This is a genomic window from Methanolobus halotolerans (assembly GCF_004745425.1).
GTDB classification, from domain to species: domain Archaea; phylum Halobacteriota; class Methanosarcinia; order Methanosarcinales; family Methanosarcinaceae; genus Methanolobus; species Methanolobus halotolerans.
The window spans coordinates 186,008-208,001 of the sequence record NZ_PGGK01000001.1; the positions used below are offsets into that span (position 1 = coordinate 186,008).

Consider the following 21,994-nt stretch of genomic DNA (forward strand, 5'->3'; position numbering starts at 1 on the left):
ACAGCAAATGATAGCCGACGTCATTAAGATATTCAGAGAACTTGATAGTAAGGATCTTCGCATAATCCAGAGTATCGAGATCGGTATGAAGCACTATGAGTGGGTGCCCGTAGAGGAATTGCTGAAGATCACCCGTCTGTCATATTCCACACTGGTGTACAGGATAAGGGCGCTCAAGAAGAAGAATCTTGTAGTGGTAACCAACATACCTTATGAAGGCTACCAGATATACTATGATGCATACGATGCGCTCGCACTTAACACATTTGTCAAAAGAGGTACCATAAGTGCCATTGGCGATGAGGTCGGTGTTGGCAAGGAGTCAGTTGTGCTTGAGGCTGTGAAAGAGCCTGAACTTGGTATAGGTGAGCCGCAGGGAGTTGTAATAAAGTTTCACAGGGAAGGCAGGACCAGTTTCAAAGCTGTGAAACGTGTGCGTTCTCACCTTGAGGACAAGGAGCACTTCTCATGGATATATGCAGCCAGGCTTTCTGCTAAAAGAGAGGCTGAGGCTATGAACAAAATGTATCCTGATGTCTCAGTACCCAGACTTATAGACAACAACAGGCATGCACTTGTCATGGAAATTGCAAAGGGAAACCTTTTGTACAGGACAAAACTTGAAGATCCTGCATGGTTTCTGGATTGCATAATCGATCAGATGAAGAAAATATACCAAAAAGGTGTCATTCACTCCGATCTGAGCGAGTATAACATATTCGTACATGAGGGAGGCATACAGATAATTGACTGGCCGCAGTATGTCGATACAGGTCATCCCCATGCCGATGAGCTGCTTGAGAGGGATGTCGGGAACCTTCTGAAACATTTCAAGCGTAAATATAATCTTATCAGGGAACCTGAAGATGTCCTGGCTGTGATAAAAGCATCTGAAGAGGCATAACTATATTGCATCACTGACATAATTTACAATTATATGCAAAATGGGGTTATTTACGGAATCGACATCGCAAAGGGCTCCTCAAGGGCCCAGGAAGCACCACGATATGCCGTGGCTGTTCTGGAAGAAGGTGAAGTCACCCATTATTCCATGCTTCGCCGGCACAAGATACTGCGCATGGTACAGAAGGACCGTCCGGTCTATATTGCTGTGGACAATATCTATGAACTGGCGGCAGATAAGAGGGATCTCATTCACTTTCTTGATCAGCTTCCCGAAAGTACTAAACTGGTCCAGGTTACCGGGGGTATCCACCAGAGGCCCCTGACCCGGCTTGCCCGGGAACACCACTTTACATTCAACCAGTTCAACCCGAATGAGGAGGCTGAGGCATGTGCTGTACTGGCAAGTCTTGGTGTGGGTTGTGAAGTCTCATTATTTGAGGACCTGACAAAGATAAAGGTCAGCAGAGCACGCTCTCTTGGCAGGGGAGGCTGGAGTCAGAACCGCTATCGAAGAAAAGTGCATGGCGCCGTAAAGGAAAGAAGCAGGGAGATAGAAAGCATACTGCGTAAATTTTCCCTGAGTACTGGTTTTGATTACACTTCCAAGGTCACAGAAGGTTTCGGGGGTTATGTCAGGGCAGAATACACAGTCAACGCAAGAAGGGATCGGGTGCCTGTTAAGCCTTCTTCTAGTGCTGATGTTCAGGTGACAGTGAAAAGTGTCGAAAGGGACAAGATAAAATATCTGCCCCTGAAAACCAAAGGGCGCAAATATACAATCGTCGGCATAGACCCGGGAACAACAGTTGGTATCGCCATACTTTCTTTTGAAGGGGAGTTGCTTTTCCTGCAGAGTATTCGTGGTATATCACATGATGAAGTTGTTAAGCTGATAGCAGAGTACGGTAAACCCGCAGTTATCGCAACAGATGTTTTTCCTATTCCTTCTGCTGTGGAAAAGGTACGTCGCAGCTTCAGTGCGGTTGTTGGTACTCCCGGAGGGGAGATCCGTGCCGAGGAAAAGATCGCTCTGGCACGCCCGTTCGGCTATTCCAACGACCATGAGCGGGATGCCCTTGCAGCCGCGCTTACAACATATAAGAACTACAAGAATGTTTTTTCCAGGATTGAAAAGAGGGCTCCTAAGCATCTTGATGTGGATAAAGTAAAGTTCCACGTGATCCGTGGCGCCTCGATCGAGGAAGCCATCGAAAAAATAACGCCTTCGCCTATAGTCCGGAAAGAGGTCAGATCAGAACCCGAAAAAGAGGAAGGGGCAAATGTAAATGAGCTTGTCCGGAAACTCAGGGAAGAGGTAAGCCAGAAAAATTCTCAGATAAAACAGCTCAAGGACTATGTGGCCGAACTCAAATATGAATCTGGCCAGAAGGAACGCACCATCGAGTCACTGGAGATGCGTATAAAAAAAATAAGGGGCGCCGACTATCTGAAAGTCCGTAAAGATAAGGAAATAGGTATCAGGGACAGGGAGATAGAGAGGCTCAGAAAAGAGATCCGTAAAGTTAGCAAATCACTCAAAAAACAGCGTATGCAAACCAGGCGTATCAAGCAGATACATAAAAAGGAGATGAAAGGTGAAGGCCTGCCTGTGAAGATCATCAGCTCCTTTGCAAAAGAGGCAATACAGCACACTAAAGATACATATGGTCTGAAAAAAGGTGACCTTGTCTATCTTGAGGACCCAAGTGGCGGTGGACCGATAACAGCATCCATACTTGTGGAGTCTGGTGTCAGAGCCGTTATAATATCGGAAGATATGCCCTATGCAGCTCTTGAACAGTTCTACGATTCCGGTATTCCCGTACTTAAGGGTCTGAAACTGCAGAGAGTAGATGATTTTGCTACCGTCGGGCCGGATGCTTTGGACAGGGCTGTCTTCGAATGGGAGGAGGAAGCCCGGCAGCGTCGTAAAGAAAAAGAGCATGAGCAGTTCAAGTCAATGCTTGATGAGTACAGAAGCGAGCGCAGAAGGGGTCTTGTATGAACATGCGGCCAGTGTCCGGAGGCTTTTGCTTATGATGAGATCTTCACTTCTGCTGACCGGAGGTCTTGGGACAAGACTCAACGGGTATGAAAAAGCGCTACTTCCTTTAAAAGATGGAACTTTCATAGAGAATACCTTGCAGATACTGGATTCGGTCAGTGACGAGGTTATAGTCTCGTTCAGGGACGAAGAACAGTTCCGGTTCTTTGAGGAGTATGTCCGTGGAAGGGAAATAGTGATTGATAAGCTCAGGAATGCCGGTCCTCTTGCAGGTATGCTGGAAGGATTCAAAAAAGCATCAGGTGCGTATGTCTTTGTTGTTGCGTGTGATATGCCTTATCTTAACCGGGAAGTAGTCGAATTACTGTTCGATATCTCCGATGGTCATGATGCCGTAATTCCTGTAAATCCCTCCGGGCAAAAAGAACCCCTGCATGCAGTGTACCGGAAAAGGGCCATGTTCGATGCAATAGAGTTTTCTCTCAGTAAGGGCATCAGGTCTGTAATGTCCCCTGTATCCGGACTGGATGATGTATTGTTCCTGGGGAGTGAGGAAATATCGAAGATAGATAAAGGACTCATGACATTCACTAATATAAATACTCCTCATGATCTGGATATGCTCGAAACGGACCGGTCCGGGTGATCCTATGGAGGTAAAACATTATGGATAGCACTATTGTAATAGAGAAAGCCATCAAAAGGATAGCAGATACATATGATATTGATGTTTCTACTGTTAGCAAAGCAATATATGAGCCAGAAGGACCGCTGGATCTTGAGAGTATGGTCGATGAGGGTATTTTCTGTTTCAGGGGGCCCGACAATGAAATAAAATATGACAATGCATCTATATGCCTGTCTAATAAGATCCTTGCAAATAAGGATGTTTCTAAAAACCTTTTATCCACTATATATTCAAGGGTCAGTAACTGGGATAAAGAGGATATGAACGTTCTTCTGGCGGATCTGAAAAGAATTGTCAGTATCATGGAGCTTAACCCGGATGCTTATCCCTGTCTGTCCTCATGCGATCTGGATGTGGGAAACCTTCCCTCTGAAAGGATCCCTGATGACATCAAAGGTAAATATGATGTATGGGCGATGGACAAAAAAGGCATGTGTCTTGTTGGTATTGATGCAAACAAAGTCATTCATATAGATGATATCAGAAAGCCCTCCGGCAAGGCTGAATAAATGACTGATCTATGCTTTTTACTGTCAGCCTGAAATCCTAAAGTTTATATCAAATTAAATATATTTCATTGTATCAAACTAATGCTTGAATTATTATAAGATCATAGTTGTAATCTGTTCGGTGGTTGCTGAATGAGGATGTCTGCTATTTGGGACATATGCACAGAAGGATCTTGAAATGGCAATGGCATATTCCGGAATCAAACATGGTCCGTCATTCTGTTGTCGTAATCTCGGAGTTGGTTGGCGGGATGGAATACGATACCCCTGAAGAGTGGTTCAAACTGGCTTTTGAAGCTGAGTACCCGGAAGAGAAAATAGAATACTTCGATCTTATACTTGAATGTGAGACCAGGAATCCGGAACTCTGGAGCGATGAGGCCATTGCGCTCATATGGAATAACAAAGGCATTGCGTATACATTTATGGGAATGTATCGTGAATCGCTGGAATGTTTCGAGATATCACTGGATCTCAACAAGAATGATATTGATGTCTGGTACAATACAGGTGTTACTCTTTTCCAGCTCGGAAGGTTCGAAGAAGCTATCAAATGCTACAACAGGATTCTTACAATCGATTCCCGTAATGATAATGCATGGATCAATATGGGTGATGTTCTTGAGTATATGGGCAGGCACAACGAGGCCATAGAATGTTATAGCAAAGTTCACAAGGAAATCGAACTTGACAGTAAATTCGCTATTGTATGGAACAAAAAAGGACTTGTCTATTTCGGAATAGGGCTCTATGAGGATGCTGCCGAATGTTTTTCAAAGGTGCTCAATATCGATCCCGAAAACACCGAAGCAATAGAACATCTCAGGATTGCCATGGAAGAGGTCAAAAAGAAAAACAACAGGCTGATACGTGCCTGATCATCAGACTGTGAACTCTTCTCCAAGTTCAGGTGCATGCGCATCGACACCAGTCTCTGCTCTTATCCATTCGGCAAAACATTCCGTGTCCTCTCCGTGCATGGTAAAGACATGTTCGGTGCCCCTGTTGCAAAACTCGGATACGATGGCTTTTAGTTCCCGGTCCCCGCAATGAGCTGAGAAATCATACTGCTCCACCTTGATTCCCAGTTGCTGGATGACACCGTCATTCTCTATGACCCCATTATCCAGGGCCATTCTTCCGTTAGTTCCCTCTACCTGATAGCCTGTGATAAGGATCTTGGATTTCGGGTCCTTGAAGAGCTTTTTCAGGTAGTACATAACCGGTCCTCCGTTCAGCATCCCGGCTGTTGTGACTATCACCGAAGATTCAAGGGGTACTCTGTTCCTCTTGATGCCTGCTACCATGGTGGCGTGGCCGAAAGCTCTTTTGAGGTGAGCAGGATTCCGCAGATAGTGCGGGTACTTCATCATGAGCTTATAGGCAGCCACGCCCATTCCGTCAACATACGCCCTGATGCCGTGTGCATCAAGGAGCATGAGTATCTCCTGTGTCCTTCCAATCGCAAAGGCCGGAATAATAACGTTGCCTCCCATGTCAAGGGTGTCTCTGAGTGAGTCGATGAACGCCTTTTCGATCTCTTTTCGCGGAAGGTGTTCCTCTCCGAAGTAGGTGCTCTCGATAATAAGGGTGTCCGCATCAGGGAAATCCGCGGCACCGGATACCAATCTGGTGTCCAGGGTATTTATGTCGCCTGTATAGAACAGGCTCTTTGAATCCTTCCCTTCAAGATATATGGAAGTAGCCCCGGGTATATGGCCAGCGTCAAAGAATTGTGCCTTGTATCCATGTGTATGGAATTCAATCCCCGGATCGAGCCTTTTTGTCTTTTCCATGAACCGGGACAGGTCCGTAGTGTCAAATGCGGCATCCTGTCTCTTTTTATCTGCTATCTTCAGGGTATCTTTTGCAAGCATACTTGCAAGTTCGAATGTCGGGGGTGTCATGAACACCTCGGGCGCAATGTCCATCAGATTGGGAACGGCACCGGCATGGTCAAGATGTGCATGTGATACAAGTACAGCCTCCGGCCTTGAACCATTGAGTGGGTACAGGGTATTCTCGCCCGGTTTTAATCCGTAGTCCAGCATGATCCTGTCATCGACAAGAACTGCCGAACGACCTACTTCCCTGCAAGCTCCTTTAAATTTTAAGTTCAGCTAGATCACCTTTTTGTTCATCAGGCAATGGCATCCTGCCAGTTTCTGATCTTTTTAACGGGGATGTTCGTGGTCTTCGCCAGTTCAAAGGCATCCATTTCGACAAGGTCATTGACCCCGGATACACCTGCATCCTCAAGTTTCTCTGCAGTTACTTTGCCAATTCCTGATATGTCTGTTATCTTTTTTGGTTTGATCTTGCCATTGTTATTCTTTTTCTCTTCTTCCTGGGATTTTTGCCACTCATCGAAATTGCAGTGAGGACATCCGAGGTTCCATGGCCTTTTCCCGGAATTGATGATGGTTATATGGTAGAGATCATGGTCCTCGCATATCTTATCCGTAACGATGACCTTGCCACCTCTTGGCAGTGGCAATGCGAAATTGCAGTCCGGGTACCCTTCGCATCCGATGAATCTGGAACCTTTTCTCGAACGCATCACCATCAGGTTAGAGCCGCAGTCCGGACATTTGCCAATTATCTTATCTTCCCTTAAGCCTGCGCGAAGTACTTCGCTGACACTGTCTTTATTCTCATCAAGCTCCTTGAAGATAGAGAACAGCATTTCGCGCGATTCACTCAGGACTTCTTCCTCCGGGATCTCGCCTTCGGCTATCCTGTCCATATCCGCCTCCAGCTTGCTTGTCATATCATGTTTTGATATGGTGGGCGCGAACTTCTCCAGTGCCTCCACCACAGCATAAGCAGTCTTGGTAGGATGAAGCGGGTTTCCGTGGATATATGCCCTGGAGTACAACTTGCTTATTATCTCGTGGCGTGTTGCCTTTGTACCGAGTCCCAGCTCCTCCATGATGCGGATAAGCCTGCCCTGGCCGTATCGTCCGGGAGGCTGTGTTTCCTTGTCCTCTACTTTTTTGTCCAGGACTTTAAGCTCATCCCCTTCCTGAAGTTTAGGTAACAATCTGTCTTCCGGGGAATTATAATGGTAGTACCATCTCCATCCCGGAACTATCAGCCTTGCACCATTTGCTTTGAATTCTTCTGAATTGATATCGAACCTTGCTCTGATCGTCTCCCACTGTGCAGGTTCGGCAAAGGTTGCAAAAAAACGTCTGACAACAAGCTCGTAGACTTTCCATTCCTGTTCGTTGAGCTCGGACTTCTTTGCAAGGGATGCTGGATAGATAGGTGGGTGATCAGTTGTCTCCTTTTTACCTCTTGTGGGTTTGAGTTCTTTCTGTTCAAGAAGTTTTTTAGCATATTCCTTGAAAGGCCCTTTACTGAATATTTCTATCTGTGCCCTCATGTCTATACTTTCGGGGTAGACCGTGTTGTCAGTCCTGGGATATGATATGAAACCGTTCATATAGAGTGATTCTGCGATCCTCATGGCATTTGCAGCCGTGAATCCGATAGAACTTGCCGCGCCGATGAATTCTGTAGTATTGAATGGTGTAGGTGGCTTGTCGGTCTTGGTGGATGTGGCAATACTTGAAACAATAGCTTTATCGCCTATCTTCTGAAGTACTTCGTCTACCTCTTCCTTGTTCCAGAAACGGCTTGTCTTGTGTTCGACCTGGAATAGTTCATCTGTTGACGTCTTAAGATTTACAGAAAGTTCCCAGTAAGGCTTGGGTACGAATATATCCCTCTCTTTTTCCCTTTCAACTATCAGGGCAAGTGTCGGGGATTGCACCCTTCCGACAGAAAGGAACATATTTCCAAGACGTCCGGCAGCAAGGGAAATATAACGTGTCAGGGAAGCACCCCACATAAGGTCGATGACCTGCCTTGAGTGTCCCGCATCTGCCAGGTTGAAATCTATCTTAGAGGGCTTTGAGAATGCTTCCTCTATCTCCTTGGGTGTGATGGCACTGTAATGTACACGATCGAACTTTAAATCCGGATTGACCTCTTCCAGTATTTTAAGAGCTTCGACACCTATCAGTTCCCCTTCCCTGTCATAGTCAGTGGCTATGGTTACTTCTGTGGCCTGTTTTCCCAGTTTCTTAAGCGCGGATACAATCTTTACCTGGGTGGATGCGGTGATTATATCTGCGTCTATGAGTTCCTTTGCTTCTACTTTTTGCCAGTTGTTATAGGCTTTCGGAAAATCCAGCTTCACGATATGGCCGCTAAGTCCAATGAATATCTTCTTATCTTCCTCCGAGCCGAACTCGTAGGTATCAACACCGCTAACACGTACCTGTTTCAGCTTATTGGGTGCAAGAATGTTTGCTATCCTCTTTGCTGCAATGTGTTTTTCTGCTATGATGAGATGCATATTATCTCCAAAGTCCCTCATGAAATCAATGATAGAAATTTCCGGCCGGAAACATAATAAAATTTATTACATAAAACGGCTTTTTATCGTTCTATTTTAAAAACATTCTGATAAATATATCTATCGCAATCAAAGTTAACTGGCCGGATCGACCGTAGGCCACGAATCTCCGACTATCTGCTTTTGAATTTGAGGTCCCCGGGATGATTCGGCTATTATGGAAAAGGTGGATGTAAATGAAAAAGGTATACATTCCCTGAAACAGTCTAAAGTCAGGAATGTGTGGATTAATCAATCTGTACGATTTTTTTTATGTGCAAACCCGATCTCTTCAGAGATTTCCCGAAGATTGCCTTTCACATAGGCTGATTATGATTGTTTCCTGAAGCACATGAACCAGTCAAGACAGTACTTGCTGTCTTCTTCTGACTAGACCCTTTCCTTTGAAGTTCAGCATGACCTTGGTGGTGGAATGTTGACATCTTCTCCGGGTTGCCATTTTGCAGGGGTAGCAACATTATCTGCATCGGTGATCTGATGATTAACAGGGGAAACTTAATTAGCAGTGACATCTGCAATAAATAAAAAGTAATTCTCACAGAGGTAAACAATGAAAAAGATCAGGATCATTTCCTGGAACGTCAATGGCATCAGGTCGGTTCAAAAGAAAGGTTTTGTTGAATGGTTGAAGCGTGAACAGCCCGATATTCTATGCATTCAGGAGACAAAGGCCCAACAGGAGCAACTGAATCAAGGTCTGACAGAGGTTGATGGTTATCACAGCTATTTTGCCTCGGCAGAAAAGAAAGGTTACAGCGGTGTTGCAATTTATAGTAAGCTACAGCCGAAAAGTATCAGGTGCGGATTCGGTATCGAGAAGTTCGATAGCGAAGGAAGGGTGCAGATAGCAGATTACGGAGATTTCTTATTATTCAATATATATTTCCCTAATGGAAAAGCATCCGAAGAAAGGCTGGACTACAAGATGGAGTTCTATAATGCTTTCCTGGAATATGCCGATACCATGAAAGGCAAGGGTAAGAAACTGATAATATGCGGGGATGTAAACACTGCCCACAAGGAGATAGACCTCGCACGCCCGAAGGAGAATGAAACTGTATCGGGTTTCCTCCCGATGGAAAGGGAATGGATAGATAAATTACTTAGCCATGGTTATGTTGATACGTTCAGACACTTCCACAAGAAAGCCGGTCAATACACCTGGTGGAGCATGCGCACCCGGGCAAGAGAACGCAACGTCGGCTGGAGGATCGATTATTTCTACGCCAGCGAGAATGCCATGGATAATATATCTGACTCCTACATTCTGTCGGATGTGACAGGCTCGGATCACTGCCCCATCGGACTGGACCTCAGGATATGACTTAGAAGAAGCTAAGATCCTGTCCTGTCCCTGCGGCACATAAGGCAAGTTCAACGGCTTCCCGGGGACTGTCAGCCTTTATAGTTCCTTCGATTTCCCATCTGGATTCGAGGGTGACGACTGTTTTTCCCATTTTCAGGGCAAGAGCTATTTCGGAAAGGGTTCCGTATTCTCCTCCCACAGCTATCAGAGCATCGCATGACTGGGCGATGATGGCATTTCGTGCATGGCCCATGTTACTGAGAATTGCGATGTCGATATAATGATTCGGACTTAGCCGGTTGTCTCCGGGAAGTATTCCTATGGTCGTGCCACCTACTTTTTTCGCTCCTCTTGGTGCGGCTTCCATAACTCCTCCGAGCCCTCCGCAAATAATAAAAGCACCGTTTCTTGCGATCTCATACCCGACTTCCTCAGCCATCAGGTACAGGTCCGCATCACATATACAGGCACCAATGACTCCAATCTGCATTTTCATGATATGACCTTGCGTACTTTATGCAGATGAAATTCAAATGTACTCGCTCTGTATACTTAGTATCTCTTTACTGTCCTTCGCAGTAGAATACTCTTCCAGTGGTTCATGGTTCAGTTCCAGGAACGTATGTCCCCAGTTGAATTTGCTCATCACTGCCTGTGCCTGTTCCTTGTTTCCAAGTATGTATAATGCTGCAGCAAAGGCTTCTGCTGAGGTGAGCTTGAAAGGTCTCCCGAAATTGACGGGGTTGCCTGCAACCAGAAAGGGAAGTGCACGATGTTGTAGATTGAGCTTTATAAGCTTCGGGAACACCTCTTCAACATGCTCCCATGAACAATCAAGTACTGTGATACCTTTCCCCGAACTATCTTGTGGAGACAGGGCTTTTTCGGCCATTGGGTCCAGTAAGATCGATTCCCTGGGAATCCGGTTTACTTTTTCGAACATCTTTGCAAGCTCAAACCGGGCCATCTTCTTTCCTGTGCATTTTTTGGGATCACACTGGCTTGCGTGGTAAATGAAGAGTTTGATGTCTTTTCGATCCATAGTTCGTTCTTGGCGTTATCCTATAAATTGCTTGTTTTGGCAGTACCACTCTAAAAATATTATGCATATCTTTTTATATTTATAATACCTTTTTTAATTAAATATATTTATATCTCACTATACTCGATCTTGGGGTGTTTCATGACCGCAAAAATATACACAATCATATCAGGAAAGGGTGGTACAGGTTCTACCACTGCTGTTATTAGTATTGGAGCCGCTCTTGCAGGATTTGCAAAAAAGACCCTTATTGTTGATGCGGACCTGGGTATGCCCACTATAGGGCTTATGCTGGGCCTTGAGACAAAGGCGACACTGCATGATGTTCTTTCAGGTGATGCTGATGTCAGGGATGCTATCTATGACGGACCTAACAATCTCAAGGTATTGCCAGGAAGCATATCTCTGCACAGTTTTATGAACACTGACCCGGGTAAGCTGGCAGATTTAATAGAAAGTATCAGAGAGAAATTCGAGTTCATACTGATCGACTCTCCTACTGGTATCAGCAAGAACTCATTATCGGTGGTGTCGCTTGCAGACGAGATAATACAGTTGATGAACCCTGATATTGCATCTCTTGCAGGTGCAATGAAGGTCAAAGCGATATCTGACTCAATGGGTAAACAGTTCTTCGGGGTCATGGTGAACAGGACCGGCGTAATAAACAATGAACTAAGCAACGAAAGAATAGAGACCACTCTGGGCCTTAAGATCCTTGAGAACCTTCCGGAAGATCCCAATGTAAAGAACTCGGTTGCATTCAAGGCACCGATCGTGGTCAAGTATCCCGGTTCTCCTGTATCGGTAGGCTTCAACAGGCTTTCTGCGGAGATCGCAGGTATCAAGGTTCCCGCAATTGAAACATTTGTTGAGGATAAGAGCAAGCAAAAGAAAGGCAAAAGGACACTGTTGTCCATGAACCGGAAGTGAGGTCTGTCAGTGTGCACGCCAGGAAATTACATGAATTGTTCAGTTCCCGGAATAAGAGATTAGATCCTGACAGGAGCTGGTAATTATGGATGATAAGACATCTAGAGATAAAGACGGCAAAAAGGATATCCCAAACCTTCCTGATGGCGGTGAGGCGATTGAAACAGCCGGATCTTCGATAGGCACCGAAGACGTCTTGCCCTCAGATAATGCAGGAACAGAAGAACTTCCTGCTGAGGTGCAGACCGATAATATCACGACGCTGGTTTCTGAAGAATATACTATTCCTGCCTCTCTGCCAGGGGATTCTTTTGTTATCCGTGAATCAACAGAGAGTCTGGCTGATGATAATACCTATGAGCTTGTGCCAATTGTTGATGAGGATATATTTGTGGATGAGCTTGCTGATCTGGTCCTCCCCTTCGATGAGGTTGTGAGCATCGAGGAACTTAAAAGCAAGGTGGATGCCTCATCCCTTGACTCCGGATTTGATGATGGGATATCTGATGAGATGGAGCTTAAGTGGGAACAGGTGGCAAAGGAGATCTTCAGAGAGAAACCTGTTGAAGAGGAAACAGATGAGGACGACGAAGATTCCGAGACCCTTAAAGATCGCATCAACAAGCTTTTTGCAAGGAAGAAGATCAATGTTGACCCTTATCACATGATAGAGCATGGTCCTATTGTTGATTTTACAATTCCTGCGGATAGTCCTTACAAGGAAGTAGAGTTATACGAAGTAAATCCTCCTTATGCATATGTAAGGATCGCCTATGATCCAATATCGCATGAGTTTCAGTATCAGGCACTGGAGCCCATACTTCGGGAGAAAGAAAAGGAACTTCTGGATGCTATCAAACTGAAGTTCGTAGAAACACTTGACATTGATCTTAAAGAGATATCCAGAAAGAATGCACAGGTTTACCTGCGTGATAATATAATGGAATATCTCCGGGAATATCAGATCGATATATCTCCTAAAAAACGTGAAAGGATAATGTATCACCTTATCCGGGATTATGTTGGATATGGTGAGATCGATGTTCTGATGAAGGATATTTACCTTGAGGATATCTCATGTGACGGTCCCGATACTCCCATCTATGTATATCACAAGGAGTATAATTCTATTCCTACCAGCATAGAGTTCAGAGGTGACGATGAACTGGATTCCTTCGCCATACGTATCGCACAGATATGCGGCAGACATGTCTCCATTGCAAACCCTCTCCTGGATGCTACAATGCCTGATGGTTCCCGTATACAGATGACACTTGGCAGGGAGATCACCACGCGTGGAAGTACTTTTACTATCAGGAGGTTCAAGGATAATCCTATCACACCTACGAACCTGATCGATTTCCATACATTCTCCCCGGCGATAATGGCCTATCTGTGGCTTGCTGTCGAATCCAATAAAAGTCTTATCTTTGCAGGCGGTACGGCATCAGGAAAGACGACTGCAATGAATGCTGTTTCCCTTTTCATACAGCCGGAAATGAAAATAGTGTCCATAGAGGACACAAGGGAACTCAACCTTTCCCATCCCAACTGGATACCCGGTGTCACAAGACAATCATTTGAAGGCGGTGGCAAGGGTTCCATTGAGATGTATGAACTTCTGAGGGCATCCCTGAGGCAGAGGCCTGAATACATACTTGTGGGTGAGGTCAGGGGAGCCGAGGCCTATGTACTTTTCCAGGCAATGTCTACAGGCCACACTACCTTCTCCACCATGCATGCTGACTCCGTACAGTCGGTCGTTCACAGGCTGGAGAATCCCCCTATAAATGTCCCGAGGATCATGATCCAGGCGCTTGACCTTGTAGCTATCCAGGTCCAGGTAAAGGTCGGTGATGAGCGTGTCAGAAGATGTAAGACGCTGACCGAGATAGTCGGTGTCGACCCGAGGACAGGTGAACTGCTTACCAATGATGTATTCTCATGGGACGCTGCAAGGGATATGTTCCAGTATTCAGGAAGGTCCTATGTGGTAGAAAATGTCATGGAGAGCAGGGGCTGGACTGAAGAAAGGGTGCGTGAGGAACTGAAACGTCGCCAGGACATTCTGGAATGGGCCCGTGAGAAAAATATCGCCCATTTCAAGGAATTTGCAAAGATCGTGGTTACGTACAACCGTGAACCTGAAACATTAATGAAAATCGTAAGGCAGGATCTTTATGGTTAATCCATATTTTACTTTTGCGTTCAACATCTTCGGTAAGTATTATTCGGAGAAAAGGCTCAAGTATTTCGATCTTCGCCGTAACCTGTTAAGGAACAGGTCGGATATGGCATATGATACCTATCTTTCAGGTGCATTGCTGACTTCGATCATAAGTTCTGTTGTTGCTCTTATGGGTTTCTCTTTGATAATTGCGTTCCTTGGTGTTCCTGCTTTCAGGGCCACCCGACTTACATTTCCTGCATGGGTGGCCCCGTATATGGAGTACAAATCCTTCGTGGTCGCCATAATTGGTGGTATTCTTGTCATGGGAATAGTTTTCCTGATAATCTACCAATTATTCATGCTGTACCCGATATTGATGTCAAGCGACAGGAAGCGAAAGATCGACATTATGCTCCCATATGCCGTTAATTATATGTCTGCAATGTCCGGAGCAGGTGTATTGCCTGTGGATCTTTTCAGGTCCCTTGCGAGTAACCCTATCTATGGTGAGGTTGCGGTGGAATGCCGTTATCTGGTACGTGATCTTGAAATTCTTGGTACCGATCTTGTAACGGCTATGAAGGATCTTTCAATGACCACTCCTTCTACAATGTTGCAGGATTTCCTTCAGGGGGCAATAACAGTTGTGACTTCCGGGGGAGAGCTTGAAACCTATTTCCAGATAAAGACCGAGCAGTATCTGATGGAGAACAGGCAGCGTCAGAAGGAATTCCTGGAGACTCTCGGACTTCTGGGCGAGACCTATGTCACTGCTTTTGTAGCCGGCCCTCTTTTCCTGATAGTCGTTATATCTATAATGTCAATAATGGGCAGTGCGCAAATGGTGTTCCTGTACCTGATAATATACGCACTGATCCCGGTCGGCAGCATTATGTATGTTATCCTTATAAGCAGTATGACCCCGGAGACCTGATATGAAGATCAAGGAATTATTCAAGAAAAACCTGTATTCCGATATGAACCTTACCGAGGAGGAGCTGTGTGTACTTGAAGACTCCATGGTCAGTGAGAAGATGGAGGAATCAAAGAAAAATGTACTTCTGAAGGAGTTTCTCAAGAATCCGGGGAATACACTCTTCAGGAATCCTGAATATACATTTCTCATAAGTGTTCCGGCTGCTTTGCTGGTTTTTACTTTCGGAATGTTCATGACATGGGGCACACCGCTTATAGACGATGTGATAATTTTCACAGCATTAACTATTATAACACCTCCTGCGATTGCTTATCAAAAAAAGGCACGGAATACTGACAAGATCGAGGAGTACCTGCCAACTTTCCTTCGGGACATTTCTGAAATGAGCCGGGCCGGCCTGACACTTCCACGATCAGTTAACACTGTTGCAAAAGGAGAATACGGGGCTCTTACTCCGGAAGTCAAGAAGATGGACCTGTCAATTTCATGGGGTGTTTCTTTTGAACAGACTCTTCAGAACTTTGCCGGCAGGGTGCCAACACCTATTATTACGAGATCTGTATCTCTGATCACCCAGGCAAGCAGGGCCGGAGGACGTGTTTCATCTGTGCTGGAAGCAGCAGCCCGTGATGCAAGAGAAGTAAAACTGCTTCAACAGGAGAGGAACGGGAACATGATCGTCTATGTGGTGATCATTTATATGTCGTTCTTTGTGTTCCTTTTTGTAATAGCCATGCTTACATCATCATTTGTTCCCACCATGGCAGAAGCAGGAAAGGCTGCATCCGCAGCAGGTGCAGGTAGCCAGTTCATAGGTGCATTCGATCCTGCCCAGTATACGCGGCTTATGCTTCACACTGCAGTAATACAGGGTTTTATGAGCGGGCTTGTTGCAGGTCAGATGGGAGAAGGTGCAGTTTCCAGGGGACTGAAGCACTCCATTATCATGACAATGATTGCCTGGATAGTTTTCACATTCTTCATCTAAGGCCGGCGACTACTTTTCCGGCCTTTTCCTCTATTTCTGAAAAAAGATCGTTACATTTTGCATCAATGCCTACTACTAGCGGGCCGAAGTTCTCCACCTCTAGCTCCCACACCGCTTCCGGCATCCCAAGGTCTGGCCAGTGGACATTTGTGACATTCTTTATGTTCTCTGCAGCAAGGGCCGCACAGCCTCCGGTAAATGCAAGGTAGGCACATTTTCCTTTGAGTGTATCGGTAACACCGTCCATACCACCCTTACCTATAAGGGCTGAAACGTTGTAGTTCTTAAGGAGTAATGGTGTCATCTTTGACATGCGTGCACTGGTGGTGGGCCCTGCAGCAATTACTTCCCATTTTTCATTTTTTTTCTGTACCAGGGGCCCGCAGTGGTAAATGACCGCACCTTCAAGATCAAAGGGAAGCTCTTCCTGCTTTTCGGTCAGTTCAAGTATGCGTGCGTGGGCTTCATCCCTGGCGGTGAGTATCGTCCCTGTGAGATAGATAACATCACCGATATCAAGCTTGAGAATTTCCTCTTTTTGCAGAGGTGTCTTCAGGTGGTACTCCATTATTCACCATCTCCGAGTGTAACAGATGCATGGCGGTTGGCCCAGCACTGGATATTAACTGCCACGGGCAGGGAGGCAGTATGGCAGAATGCCTTTTTCACGTGTACTGCAAGGGCGGTTGTATCTCCTCCAAGTCCCATAGGCCCTATGCCGAGAGAGTTGATGTCGTCAAGTATACTTCTTTCAAGCTCATCCATCTTGCCCGTATCTTCCAGCAGGGCAAGTTTTGCAAGTCTTGCTGCCTTGTCGAAAGATCCTCCGATGCCAACTCCGACAACGATTGGCGGGCATGGTTTTCCACCTGCTTTCAGGACCGTTTCAAGTACGAATCGCCTGATCTCTCCTGTCTCTGTGGGATTAAGCATCTTCAGGGTGCTCATGTTCTCAGAACCTGCCCCCTTCGGGGCTACGGTTATCTTTATACCGTTGCCTTCCGTGAGATCGTATTTTATGTCAGGTATGCCATCACCGATGTTGTTCCCACTGTTGTTGCGGCTAATAGGGTCAACTGCATTGGGGCGCAGAGGTATCTTTTCGGTGGCAAGCCTGACACCTTCTGCTATCGCTTCCTCCAGGTTGAAATCAAGCCTGGCCTCCCTTCCTATATCTACAAAGAATATGAGTATGCCAGTATCCTGGCAAATGGGAATATTTTTCCTGCTGGCGATATCTATATTCTTGAGGATTGCTTCTAACTGTTCCCTTGCTACAGGGGAGGATTCATTTGCCTTTGCTGTCCGCAATGCATTGATAACATCGTGTGGCAGGCTGGTCTCGGACCTTTTTAATATATCAGCCACGGAAAACACTACATCGTCATAGGAAATGTTTCCTTGCAAAAAAAATCACCTTGTGGTGCGGGAGAAGGGATTCGAACCCCCGAACGCCTGCGCGAGCAGATCTTGAGTCTGCCACCTTTGGCCGCTTGGTTACTCCCGCATTTGAGTATTCGGTCTTTGTACAGCGGTATTTATTATAAACCTATCTATCGCCTTTTATCTCCATATTCTTTTTTATGAAAGGATTTGAAAATTATTTTTCTATTCGCGATTTCTATTACGAAAGAATATTCAAAAACGATTAGGTTAAATATTTGTGTTGCAATATTCTTTATCAACCAGAATAAAACAGAACTGGGCATATAGTATGAATTTAGATGCGGGGGGGCATTCTTATTAGGAGAAGTAGACTGGATATTACACTTGCTATTTTAAAAATCGCTACAAACGGCGCAAAGAAGACTCAAATCGTTTACGGGGCGAATTTGAATTCAACAATAGCAAACAAGTATCTAACAAGGTTGGAGGACAAGCAACTGATAGAACAGAAGGGTAATATGTTCATTACCACTGACAAAGGACGGGTATATAAAGATCTGGCTAGCGAACTGGATGTCCGCTAGTCTTATGGCCATATTTTTGAAATAAAAAACGGCTTAAAAACTTAACTTATGTAAGTCCTAATATATCTGATAAGTTAAGCAGAATGTTTGCTACCTTGAATTTAATGGTGCCTGCGAGGCCAACCGGCTCGATATTAATGTCCTTATTTTTCATTGCATTAAGGAAAGCCTCAACAGGATTCCCGGAATCCAGCAATTCTTGAACGGCATTCTCTTCCAAAGTTACTTTGACCGTAGCTCCGATATAGTCTTCAGAATCGATTTCTTCAAATGTTGTGATCAGGGCTTTTTCTGTCACTGCCTTGATATGAAGCTCTGAGCCATCATTCATCTCTATCAGGAGATGTATTACTTCATCTCCAAGCATATTTTTGAGCAGGGAAGGAACATGGCTGGCATTCTCATTATACTCGTTCACTTTCATATCAAGGTCATTGAACATCTCAGCACTGGCAGGCTGCATAAAGATAGTCAGTAAAAGCAATAAAAACACTATTATTTTTTTCATCTCATTCCTCTCAGATCTTTCATCTCATTCTATCAAAGCATTATTAGTATATATTTATTTATGTATTATATATTAAATAGCAATCTATAATTTTAATATCATAACAATAGCTTTTAATCTTCGGATGCGTACATGCATAGATCATAATAATCATAGGGTAAAAACAGAGGTTCTGAATGGGTGAGATAGTAGTTAGTGACTCGATGAAGGCTTATTTCGAAGTGCTTGAATCCCGGCTGGAGCAGGAGATAGATATAGCCAACCGGGCACGTTCAAAGGGTAAGGATCCAAAACCTGTAATAGAAATCCCTCTTGCCAAGGACCTTGCGGACAGGGTTGAGAACCTCATCGGCGTCAAAGGAGTTGCCGAGCTGATACGCCAGTTCGAAGAGACAATGTCTCGTGAGGAAGGTGCGCTCGCAATCGGTAAAGCGGTTGCGGAAGGTGTTGTTGGTGAGTTCTCTTCAAAAGCTGAGGCTATAGAGGCATCTATCCGTGTTTCTGTTGCCATGCTCACCGAAGGTGTGGTGGCTGCTCCAATTGAAGGTATAGACCGCGTGGACATCAATAAGAATGACGACGGCACTGAGTTCATAAGGATATACTATGCAGGACCAATACGCAGTGCAGGAGGGACGGCACAGGCGTTATCCGTACTTGTAGGAGATTATGTAAGGCGTGCCGTGGGAATCGACAGATATAAGCCTCGTAAGGAAGAGGTCGAAAGGTATGTCGAGGAGATCATTCTTTACAGGCGTGTGGCTACCTTGCAGTATACCCCTACCGAAGCTGAGATCCGTCTAATAGTTGAGAACTGTCCTATATGCCTGGACGGAGAACCCACCGAGGCTGAAGAGGTGGAAGGTTACCGTAACCTGGAAAGGATACCGACCAACAGGGTACGCGGAGGAATGGCTCTTGTGCTTGCAGAAGGTCTTGCCCTGAAAGCTCCGAAGGTCCAAAAGCACGTAAAGAAACTGGAAATGGATGGCTGGGAATGGCTTGACCAGATGATTTCCGGCTCAAAGAGCAGTGAAAGAGATTCAAAGGAAGATTCAAAGGGGGTAAAACCCAAAGAGAAATATCTCGCAGACCTCATAGCCGGAAGGCCGGTTTTCTCTCACCCCATGCGCCCGGGTGGTTTCAGGCTCAGGTACGGTCGTTCAAGGAACACATCGTTTGCAGCATCCGGGATAAGTCCTGCAAGCATGGTCCTGCTGGATAGCTTTATAGTTGCAGGCACTCAGCTGAAAGTAGAGCGTCCGGGAAAAGCGGCAGGAATGGCTCCGGTGGATTCCCTGGAGGGTCCGACCGTTCGGCTGAATTCCGGGGATGTCATGCGAATTGATGATGAAGAGCTTGCCATTGAGATGCATCCGGAAGTAGAATGTATAATAGATATAGGTGAAATACTGATAAATTATGGTGATTTTCTCGAGAATAACCATCCGCTAGTTCCTGCTTCCTACTGTCTTGAATGGTGGGTGCAGGAGTATGAGAACCTGGTTCGGGAAGATAGGCTGGATGCATCTGTTCTCAGGGATCCGTCTCAGGATCTTGCACTCGGGTTATGTGATAAATATGCTGTCCCTCTGCATCCAAAGTTCACATATCTCTGGCATGATATCATACCGGAGGAACTGACGGCATTATCGTTGTTCGTTGAGAAATATGGTTCTGTGGATACTGAAATGTCCTGCCTCACACTTCCGTATGATCTGGTCCTTGAGAAGGAGATAAAACCAGTCCTTGAAAATCTGCTGGTGCAGCATACGGTGAGGGACGGTAAGATAACCATAAAAGAGCCCCTGCCTTTTATCCGGTGCCTTGGGCTGGATGAGAGTCTCTGCAGAACATGGGACAATCTTCCCGCGGATGACGCTCTGGGGGCTGTATGCGGGATTAGTGGTCTTAAAGTTCGTGCCAGGGCTCCTATAAGGATCGGTGCAAGGATGGGGCGTCCTGAAAAGTCCAATAAGAGAAAGATGACTCCTGCTCCTCATGTCCTGTTCCCGATAGGAGAGACCGGTGGCAATACAAGGAAAATGGAAACAGCTGCCGGCTACAAATCCTCTATGAATGGCAAGGTAGGTCTCATCCGTGTTGAGATTGGTAACAGGGTCTGTCCTTCCTGCGGAAAGGATAGCTATGAACATAGGTGTGATTGCGGGGAGTTCACAGTCCCTAGATTGTCATGCCCCAGATGTGGTATTGCGTCCCAGAAGGAGGAATGTCCCAAGTGTGGTACGAAGACCACGTGTGTGAAGATGCAAAACCTCGATTTTAAGAGTATCTACCAGAAGGCTTTCGAAAAACTGGGTGAGAGGGACAATATCGAACTGAAGGGTGTCAAGCGCATGATGTCCCGGCACATGACTCCCGAACCTCTCGAGAAAGGTGTCCTCAGGGCAAAACATGATATATTCACTTTCAAGGATGGCACAGTCCGGTATGATATGTCGGATATTCCTCTGACACATATCCGGCCTGACGAGCTCAGTGTGCCTGTGGCAAAACTGAAAGAACTCGGTTATACCCAAGACATGTATGGTAATCCACTGGAGCGTGATGATCAGATATTATGCCTGAAGGTACAGGATCTTGTTGTCTCATATGATTGTGGGGAATACCTTTTACGCACAATGAATTATATTGACGATCTTCTTGTCAGATACTATGGTGAAGAGCCATATTATAAGGCTGACAGTATCGATGACATGGTAGGGGCCATGCTCATGGGACTTGCACCTCACACCTCTGCAGGAGTACTCGGCAGGCTGGTAGGGTTTACCAAGGCATCCGTGGGTTATGCCCATCCTTTCTTCCATGCGGCAAAAAGGCGCAACTGCGACGGAGATGAAGACTGTGTAATGTTGCTTTTGGACGGTTTGCTGAACTTCTCCCGTGATTACCTGCCTGAGAAAAGGGGTGGGAGGATGGACGCACCTCTGGTGCTCTCAACCAGGATAGATCCGAGTGAGGTCGACAAAGAAGCGCACAATATTGATGTCTGTGACCACTATCCACTTGAATTCTACGAGGCCACGCTCGAATATACCAATCCAAAGGAATTCGAGGATAAACTGGACCTGGTAAGCGGCAGGCTCGGAACTCCTCTCCAATATGACGATTTTAAATTCACACACCATACAACCGATATTGCAGCTGGTCCGCTTCATTGCGCTTATAAGACACTTGGCAGTATGGTGGAAAAGATGGATGCACAGCTTGCACTTGCGGACAAGATACGTGCTGTGGATGCTTCCAATGTAGCGGAAAGGGTGCTGGTCTCCCATTTCCTTCCGGACATGTTCGGTAATCTGAGAGCTTTTTCCAGACAGGGTACAAGATGCGTGAAATGTGCAGCCAAGTTCAGAAGACCGCCACTTACGGGAACCTGTCCGAAATGTGGTGGCCGGGTTATACTGACGGTCCATGAAGGAGCTGTTAAAAAATATCTGGCGGTATCCAAGCTAGTTGCTGAAAAGTACAATGTTTCCAGTTATACTAAACAGAGGATCGATCTTGTAGGCCTGGATATGAAGTCACTTTTCGAGAATGACAGGGCCAAACAGATGGACCTGCTGGAATTCATGTAGGATGAAC

Annotated in this window: 19 protein-coding genes, 1 tRNA gene and 1 pseudogene; 12 read left to right on the forward strand and 9 right to left on the reverse strand. The window is 45.7% G+C overall.

Annotated elements, in window-relative coordinates; translation table 11 throughout:
* Nucleotides 1-7 precede the first annotated feature (7 nt).
* The 5 genes from CUN85_RS00945 to CUN85_RS00965 all read left to right on the forward strand — a co-directional run bounded on the left by CUN85_RS00945 (nucleotide 8) and on the right by CUN85_RS00965 (nucleotide 4,986).
* The gene (locus CUN85_RS00945) at nucleotides 8-904 is read left to right on the forward strand and encodes a serine/threonine-protein kinase RIO2 (RefSeq protein WP_135388061.1); all 897 of its coding nucleotides are present in this window, start codon (nucleotides 8-10) and stop codon (nucleotides 902-904) included.
* Between the two features lie 33 nt (nucleotides 905-937).
* The gene (locus CUN85_RS00950) at nucleotides 938-2,911 is read left to right on the forward strand and encodes a DUF460 domain-containing protein (protein ID WP_135388063.1); all 1,974 of its coding nucleotides are present in this window, start codon (nucleotides 938-940) and stop codon (nucleotides 2,909-2,911) included.
* A gap of 31 nt (nucleotides 2,912-2,942) precedes the next feature.
* The gene (gene mobA, locus CUN85_RS00955) at nucleotides 2,943-3,557 is read left to right on the forward strand and encodes a molybdenum cofactor guanylyltransferase (protein ID WP_167848743.1); all 615 of its coding nucleotides are present in this window, start codon (nucleotides 2,943-2,945) and stop codon (nucleotides 3,555-3,557) included.
* Between the two features lie 20 nt (nucleotides 3,558-3,577).
* Nucleotides 3,578-4,108 carry a hypothetical protein gene (locus CUN85_RS00960; RefSeq protein ID WP_135388067.1) on the forward strand — a complete coding sequence of 177 codons (531 nt, stop codon included), beginning with the start codon at nucleotides 3,578-3,580 and terminating at the stop codon, nucleotides 4,106-4,108.
* A 206-nt stretch (nucleotides 4,109-4,314) separates the two neighbouring features.
* Nucleotides 4,315-4,986, forward strand: coding sequence for a tetratricopeptide repeat protein (locus CUN85_RS00965; protein WP_167848744.1), 672 nt, complete (start codon nucleotides 4,315-4,317; stop codon nucleotides 4,984-4,986).
* A gap of 3 nt (nucleotides 4,987-4,989) precedes the next feature.
* Here the strand turns inward: CUN85_RS00965 and CUN85_RS00970 are convergent, their stop codons facing one another.
* The 3 genes and pseudogenes from CUN85_RS00970 to CUN85_RS00980 form a co-directional block, all read right to left on the reverse strand.
* The gene (locus tag CUN85_RS00970) at nucleotides 4,990-6,228 is read right to left on the reverse strand and encodes an MBL fold metallo-hydrolase (RefSeq protein WP_205804317.1); all 1,239 of its coding nucleotides are present in this window, start codon (nucleotides 6,226-6,228) and stop codon (nucleotides 4,990-4,992) included.
* A gap of 20 nt (nucleotides 6,229-6,248) precedes the next feature.
* Nucleotides 6,249-8,474, reverse strand: coding sequence for a DNA topoisomerase I (locus CUN85_RS00975; protein ID WP_135388071.1), 2,226 nt, complete (start codon nucleotides 8,472-8,474; stop codon nucleotides 6,249-6,251).
* A 429-nt stretch (nucleotides 8,475-8,903) separates the two neighbouring features.
* Nucleotides 8,904-8,999, reverse strand: a pseudogene (locus CUN85_RS00980) (peroxiredoxin); the annotation flags it as partial.
* A gap of 85 nt (nucleotides 9,000-9,084) precedes the next feature.
* On the opposite strand from CUN85_RS00980, the gene CUN85_RS00985 reads away from it, so the two are divergent.
* A complete protein-coding gene (locus tag CUN85_RS00985) occupies nucleotides 9,085-9,858 on the forward strand; it encodes an exodeoxyribonuclease III (RefSeq protein WP_135388073.1) in 774 nt (257 codons plus the stop codon).
* Between the two features lies 1 nt (nucleotide 9,859).
* On the opposite strand, the gene CUN85_RS00990 is transcribed toward CUN85_RS00985, so the two are convergent.
* Together CUN85_RS00990 and CUN85_RS00995 are read right to left on the reverse strand one after the other, a co-directional pair.
* On the reverse strand, nucleotides 9,860-10,336 hold the full coding sequence (locus CUN85_RS00990) for a TIGR00725 family protein (RefSeq protein WP_135388075.1): 477 nt from the start codon (nucleotides 10,334-10,336) through the stop codon (nucleotides 9,860-9,862).
* 33 nt (nucleotides 10,337-10,369) lie between these two features.
* On the reverse strand, nucleotides 10,370-10,882 hold the full coding sequence (locus CUN85_RS00995) for a DUF367 family protein (RefSeq protein WP_135388077.1): 513 nt from the start codon (nucleotides 10,880-10,882) through the stop codon (nucleotides 10,370-10,372).
* 141 nt (nucleotides 10,883-11,023) lie between these two features.
* Between CUN85_RS00995 and minD the strand changes: the two genes are divergently transcribed.
* The 4 genes from minD (at nucleotide 11,024) to CUN85_RS01015 (ending at nucleotide 15,910) form a co-directional block, all read left to right on the forward strand.
* Entirely contained in the window at nucleotides 11,024-11,815 is a 792-nt protein-coding gene (gene minD / locus CUN85_RS01000) for a cell division ATPase MinD (protein ID WP_135388079.1), read from the forward strand.
* A gap of 85 nt (nucleotides 11,816-11,900) precedes the next feature.
* Entirely contained in the window at nucleotides 11,901-14,003 is a 2,103-nt protein-coding gene (locus CUN85_RS01005; protein WP_135388081.1) for a type II/IV secretion system ATPase subunit, read from the forward strand.
* Nucleotides 13,996-14,919, forward strand: coding sequence for a type II secretion system F family protein (locus CUN85_RS01010; protein WP_135388083.1), 924 nt, complete (start codon nucleotides 13,996-13,998; stop codon nucleotides 14,917-14,919). The genes CUN85_RS01005 and CUN85_RS01010 overlap by 8 nt, the downstream gene beginning before the upstream one ends.
* A gap of 1 nt (nucleotide 14,920) precedes the next feature.
* Nucleotides 14,921-15,910 carry a type II secretion system F family protein gene (locus CUN85_RS01015; protein ID WP_135388085.1) on the forward strand — a complete coding sequence of 330 codons (990 nt, stop codon included), beginning with the start codon at nucleotides 14,921-14,923 and terminating at the stop codon, nucleotides 15,908-15,910.
* Here the strand turns inward: CUN85_RS01015 and CUN85_RS01020 are convergent.
* The 3 genes from CUN85_RS01020 to CUN85_RS01030 all read right to left on the reverse strand — a co-directional run bounded on the left by CUN85_RS01020 (nucleotide 15,903) and on the right by CUN85_RS01030 (nucleotide 17,417).
* Nucleotides 15,903-16,478 carry a FumA C-terminus/TtdB family hydratase beta subunit gene (locus CUN85_RS01020; protein WP_135388087.1) on the reverse strand — a complete coding sequence of 192 codons (576 nt, stop codon included), beginning with the start codon at nucleotides 16,476-16,478 and terminating at the stop codon, nucleotides 15,903-15,905. The two genes, CUN85_RS01015 and CUN85_RS01020, sit on opposite strands and share 8 nt — an antisense overlap.
* Nucleotides 16,478-17,317, reverse strand: coding sequence for a fumarate hydratase (locus CUN85_RS01025; RefSeq protein ID WP_135388089.1), 840 nt, complete (start codon nucleotides 17,315-17,317; stop codon nucleotides 16,478-16,480). Before CUN85_RS01025 ends, CUN85_RS01020 begins: the two co-directional genes overlap by 1 nt.
* Nucleotides 17,318-17,331: 14 nt before the next feature.
* A tRNA-Leu gene (locus CUN85_RS01030) sits at nucleotides 17,332-17,417 on the reverse strand.
* Nucleotides 17,418-17,634: 217 nt separating this feature from the next.
* On the opposite strand from CUN85_RS01030, the gene CUN85_RS01035 reads away from it, so the two are divergent.
* Complete coding sequence (locus CUN85_RS01035; protein WP_135388091.1) at nucleotides 17,635-17,880, forward strand: winged helix-turn-helix domain-containing protein; 246 nt, start codon at nucleotides 17,635-17,637, stop codon at nucleotides 17,878-17,880.
* A 46-nt stretch (nucleotides 17,881-17,926) separates the two neighbouring features.
* On the opposite strand, the gene CUN85_RS01040 is transcribed toward CUN85_RS01035, so the two are convergent.
* Nucleotides 17,927-18,388 (reverse strand): hypothetical protein, encoded by a 462-nt coding sequence (locus CUN85_RS01040; RefSeq protein ID WP_135388093.1) that lies wholly within the window; start codon nucleotides 18,386-18,388, stop codon nucleotides 17,927-17,929.
* A gap of 176 nt (nucleotides 18,389-18,564) precedes the next feature.
* Between CUN85_RS01040 and CUN85_RS01045 the strand changes: the two genes are divergently transcribed.
* On the forward strand, nucleotides 18,565-21,987 hold the full coding sequence (locus CUN85_RS01045) for a DNA polymerase II large subunit (RefSeq protein ID WP_135388095.1): 3,423 nt from the start codon (nucleotides 18,565-18,567) through the stop codon (nucleotides 21,985-21,987).
* Nucleotides 21,988-21,994 lie beyond the last annotated feature (7 nt).

What these genes read in the sequence shown, in the direction of transcription:
- CUN85_RS00945 (WP_135388061.1), top strand. Translation starts at nt 8, where the DNA reads ATGATAGCCGACGTCATTAAGATATTCAGAGAACTTGATAGTAAGGAT.
- CUN85_RS00950 (WP_135388063.1), top strand. Translation starts at nt 938, where the DNA reads ATGCAAAATGGGGTTATTTACGGAATCGACATCGCAAAGGGCTCCTCA.
- mobA (WP_167848743.1), top strand. Translation starts at nt 2,943, where the DNA reads ATGATGAGATCTTCACTTCTGCTGACCGGAGGTCTTGGGACAAGACTC.
- CUN85_RS00960 (WP_135388067.1), top strand. Translation starts at nt 3,578, where the DNA reads ATGGATAGCACTATTGTAATAGAGAAAGCCATCAAAAGGATAGCAGAT.
- CUN85_RS00965 (WP_167848744.1), top strand. Translation starts at nt 4,315, where the DNA reads ATGGTCCGTCATTCTGTTGTCGTAATCTCGGAGTTGGTTGGCGGGATG.
- CUN85_RS00975 (WP_135388071.1), bottom strand. Translation starts at nt 8,474, where the DNA reads ATGCATCTCATCATAGCAGAAAAACACATTGCAGCAAAGAGGATAGCA.
- CUN85_RS00985 (WP_135388073.1), top strand. Translation starts at nt 9,085, where the DNA reads ATGAAAAAGATCAGGATCATTTCCTGGAACGTCAATGGCATCAGGTCG.
- CUN85_RS00990 (WP_135388075.1), bottom strand. Translation starts at nt 10,336, where the DNA reads ATGAAAATGCAGATTGGAGTCATTGGTGCCTGTATATGTGATGCGGAC.
- CUN85_RS00995 (WP_135388077.1), bottom strand. Translation starts at nt 10,882, where the DNA reads ATGGATCGAAAAGACATCAAACTCTTCATTTACCACGCAAGCCAGTGT.
- minD (WP_135388079.1), top strand. Translation starts at nt 11,024, where the DNA reads ATGACCGCAAAAATATACACAATCATATCAGGAAAGGGTGGTACAGGT.
- CUN85_RS01005 (WP_135388081.1), top strand. Translation starts at nt 11,901, where the DNA reads ATGGATGATAAGACATCTAGAGATAAAGACGGCAAAAAGGATATCCCA.
- CUN85_RS01010 (WP_135388083.1), top strand. Translation starts at nt 13,996, where the DNA reads ATGGTTAATCCATATTTTACTTTTGCGTTCAACATCTTCGGTAAGTAT.
- CUN85_RS01015 (WP_135388085.1), top strand. Translation starts at nt 14,921, where the DNA reads ATGAAGATCAAGGAATTATTCAAGAAAAACCTGTATTCCGATATGAAC.
- CUN85_RS01020 (WP_135388087.1), bottom strand. Translation starts at nt 16,478, where the DNA reads ATGGAGTACCACCTGAAGACACCTCTGCAAAAAGAGGAAATTCTCAAG.
- CUN85_RS01035 (WP_135388091.1), top strand. Translation starts at nt 17,635, where the DNA reads ATGCGGGGGGGCATTCTTATTAGGAGAAGTAGACTGGATATTACACTT.
- CUN85_RS01040 (WP_135388093.1), bottom strand. Translation starts at nt 18,388, where the DNA reads ATGAAAAAAATAATAGTGTTTTTATTGCTTTTACTGACTATCTTTATG.
- CUN85_RS01045 (WP_135388095.1), top strand. Translation starts at nt 18,565, where the DNA reads ATGGGTGAGATAGTAGTTAGTGACTCGATGAAGGCTTATTTCGAAGTG.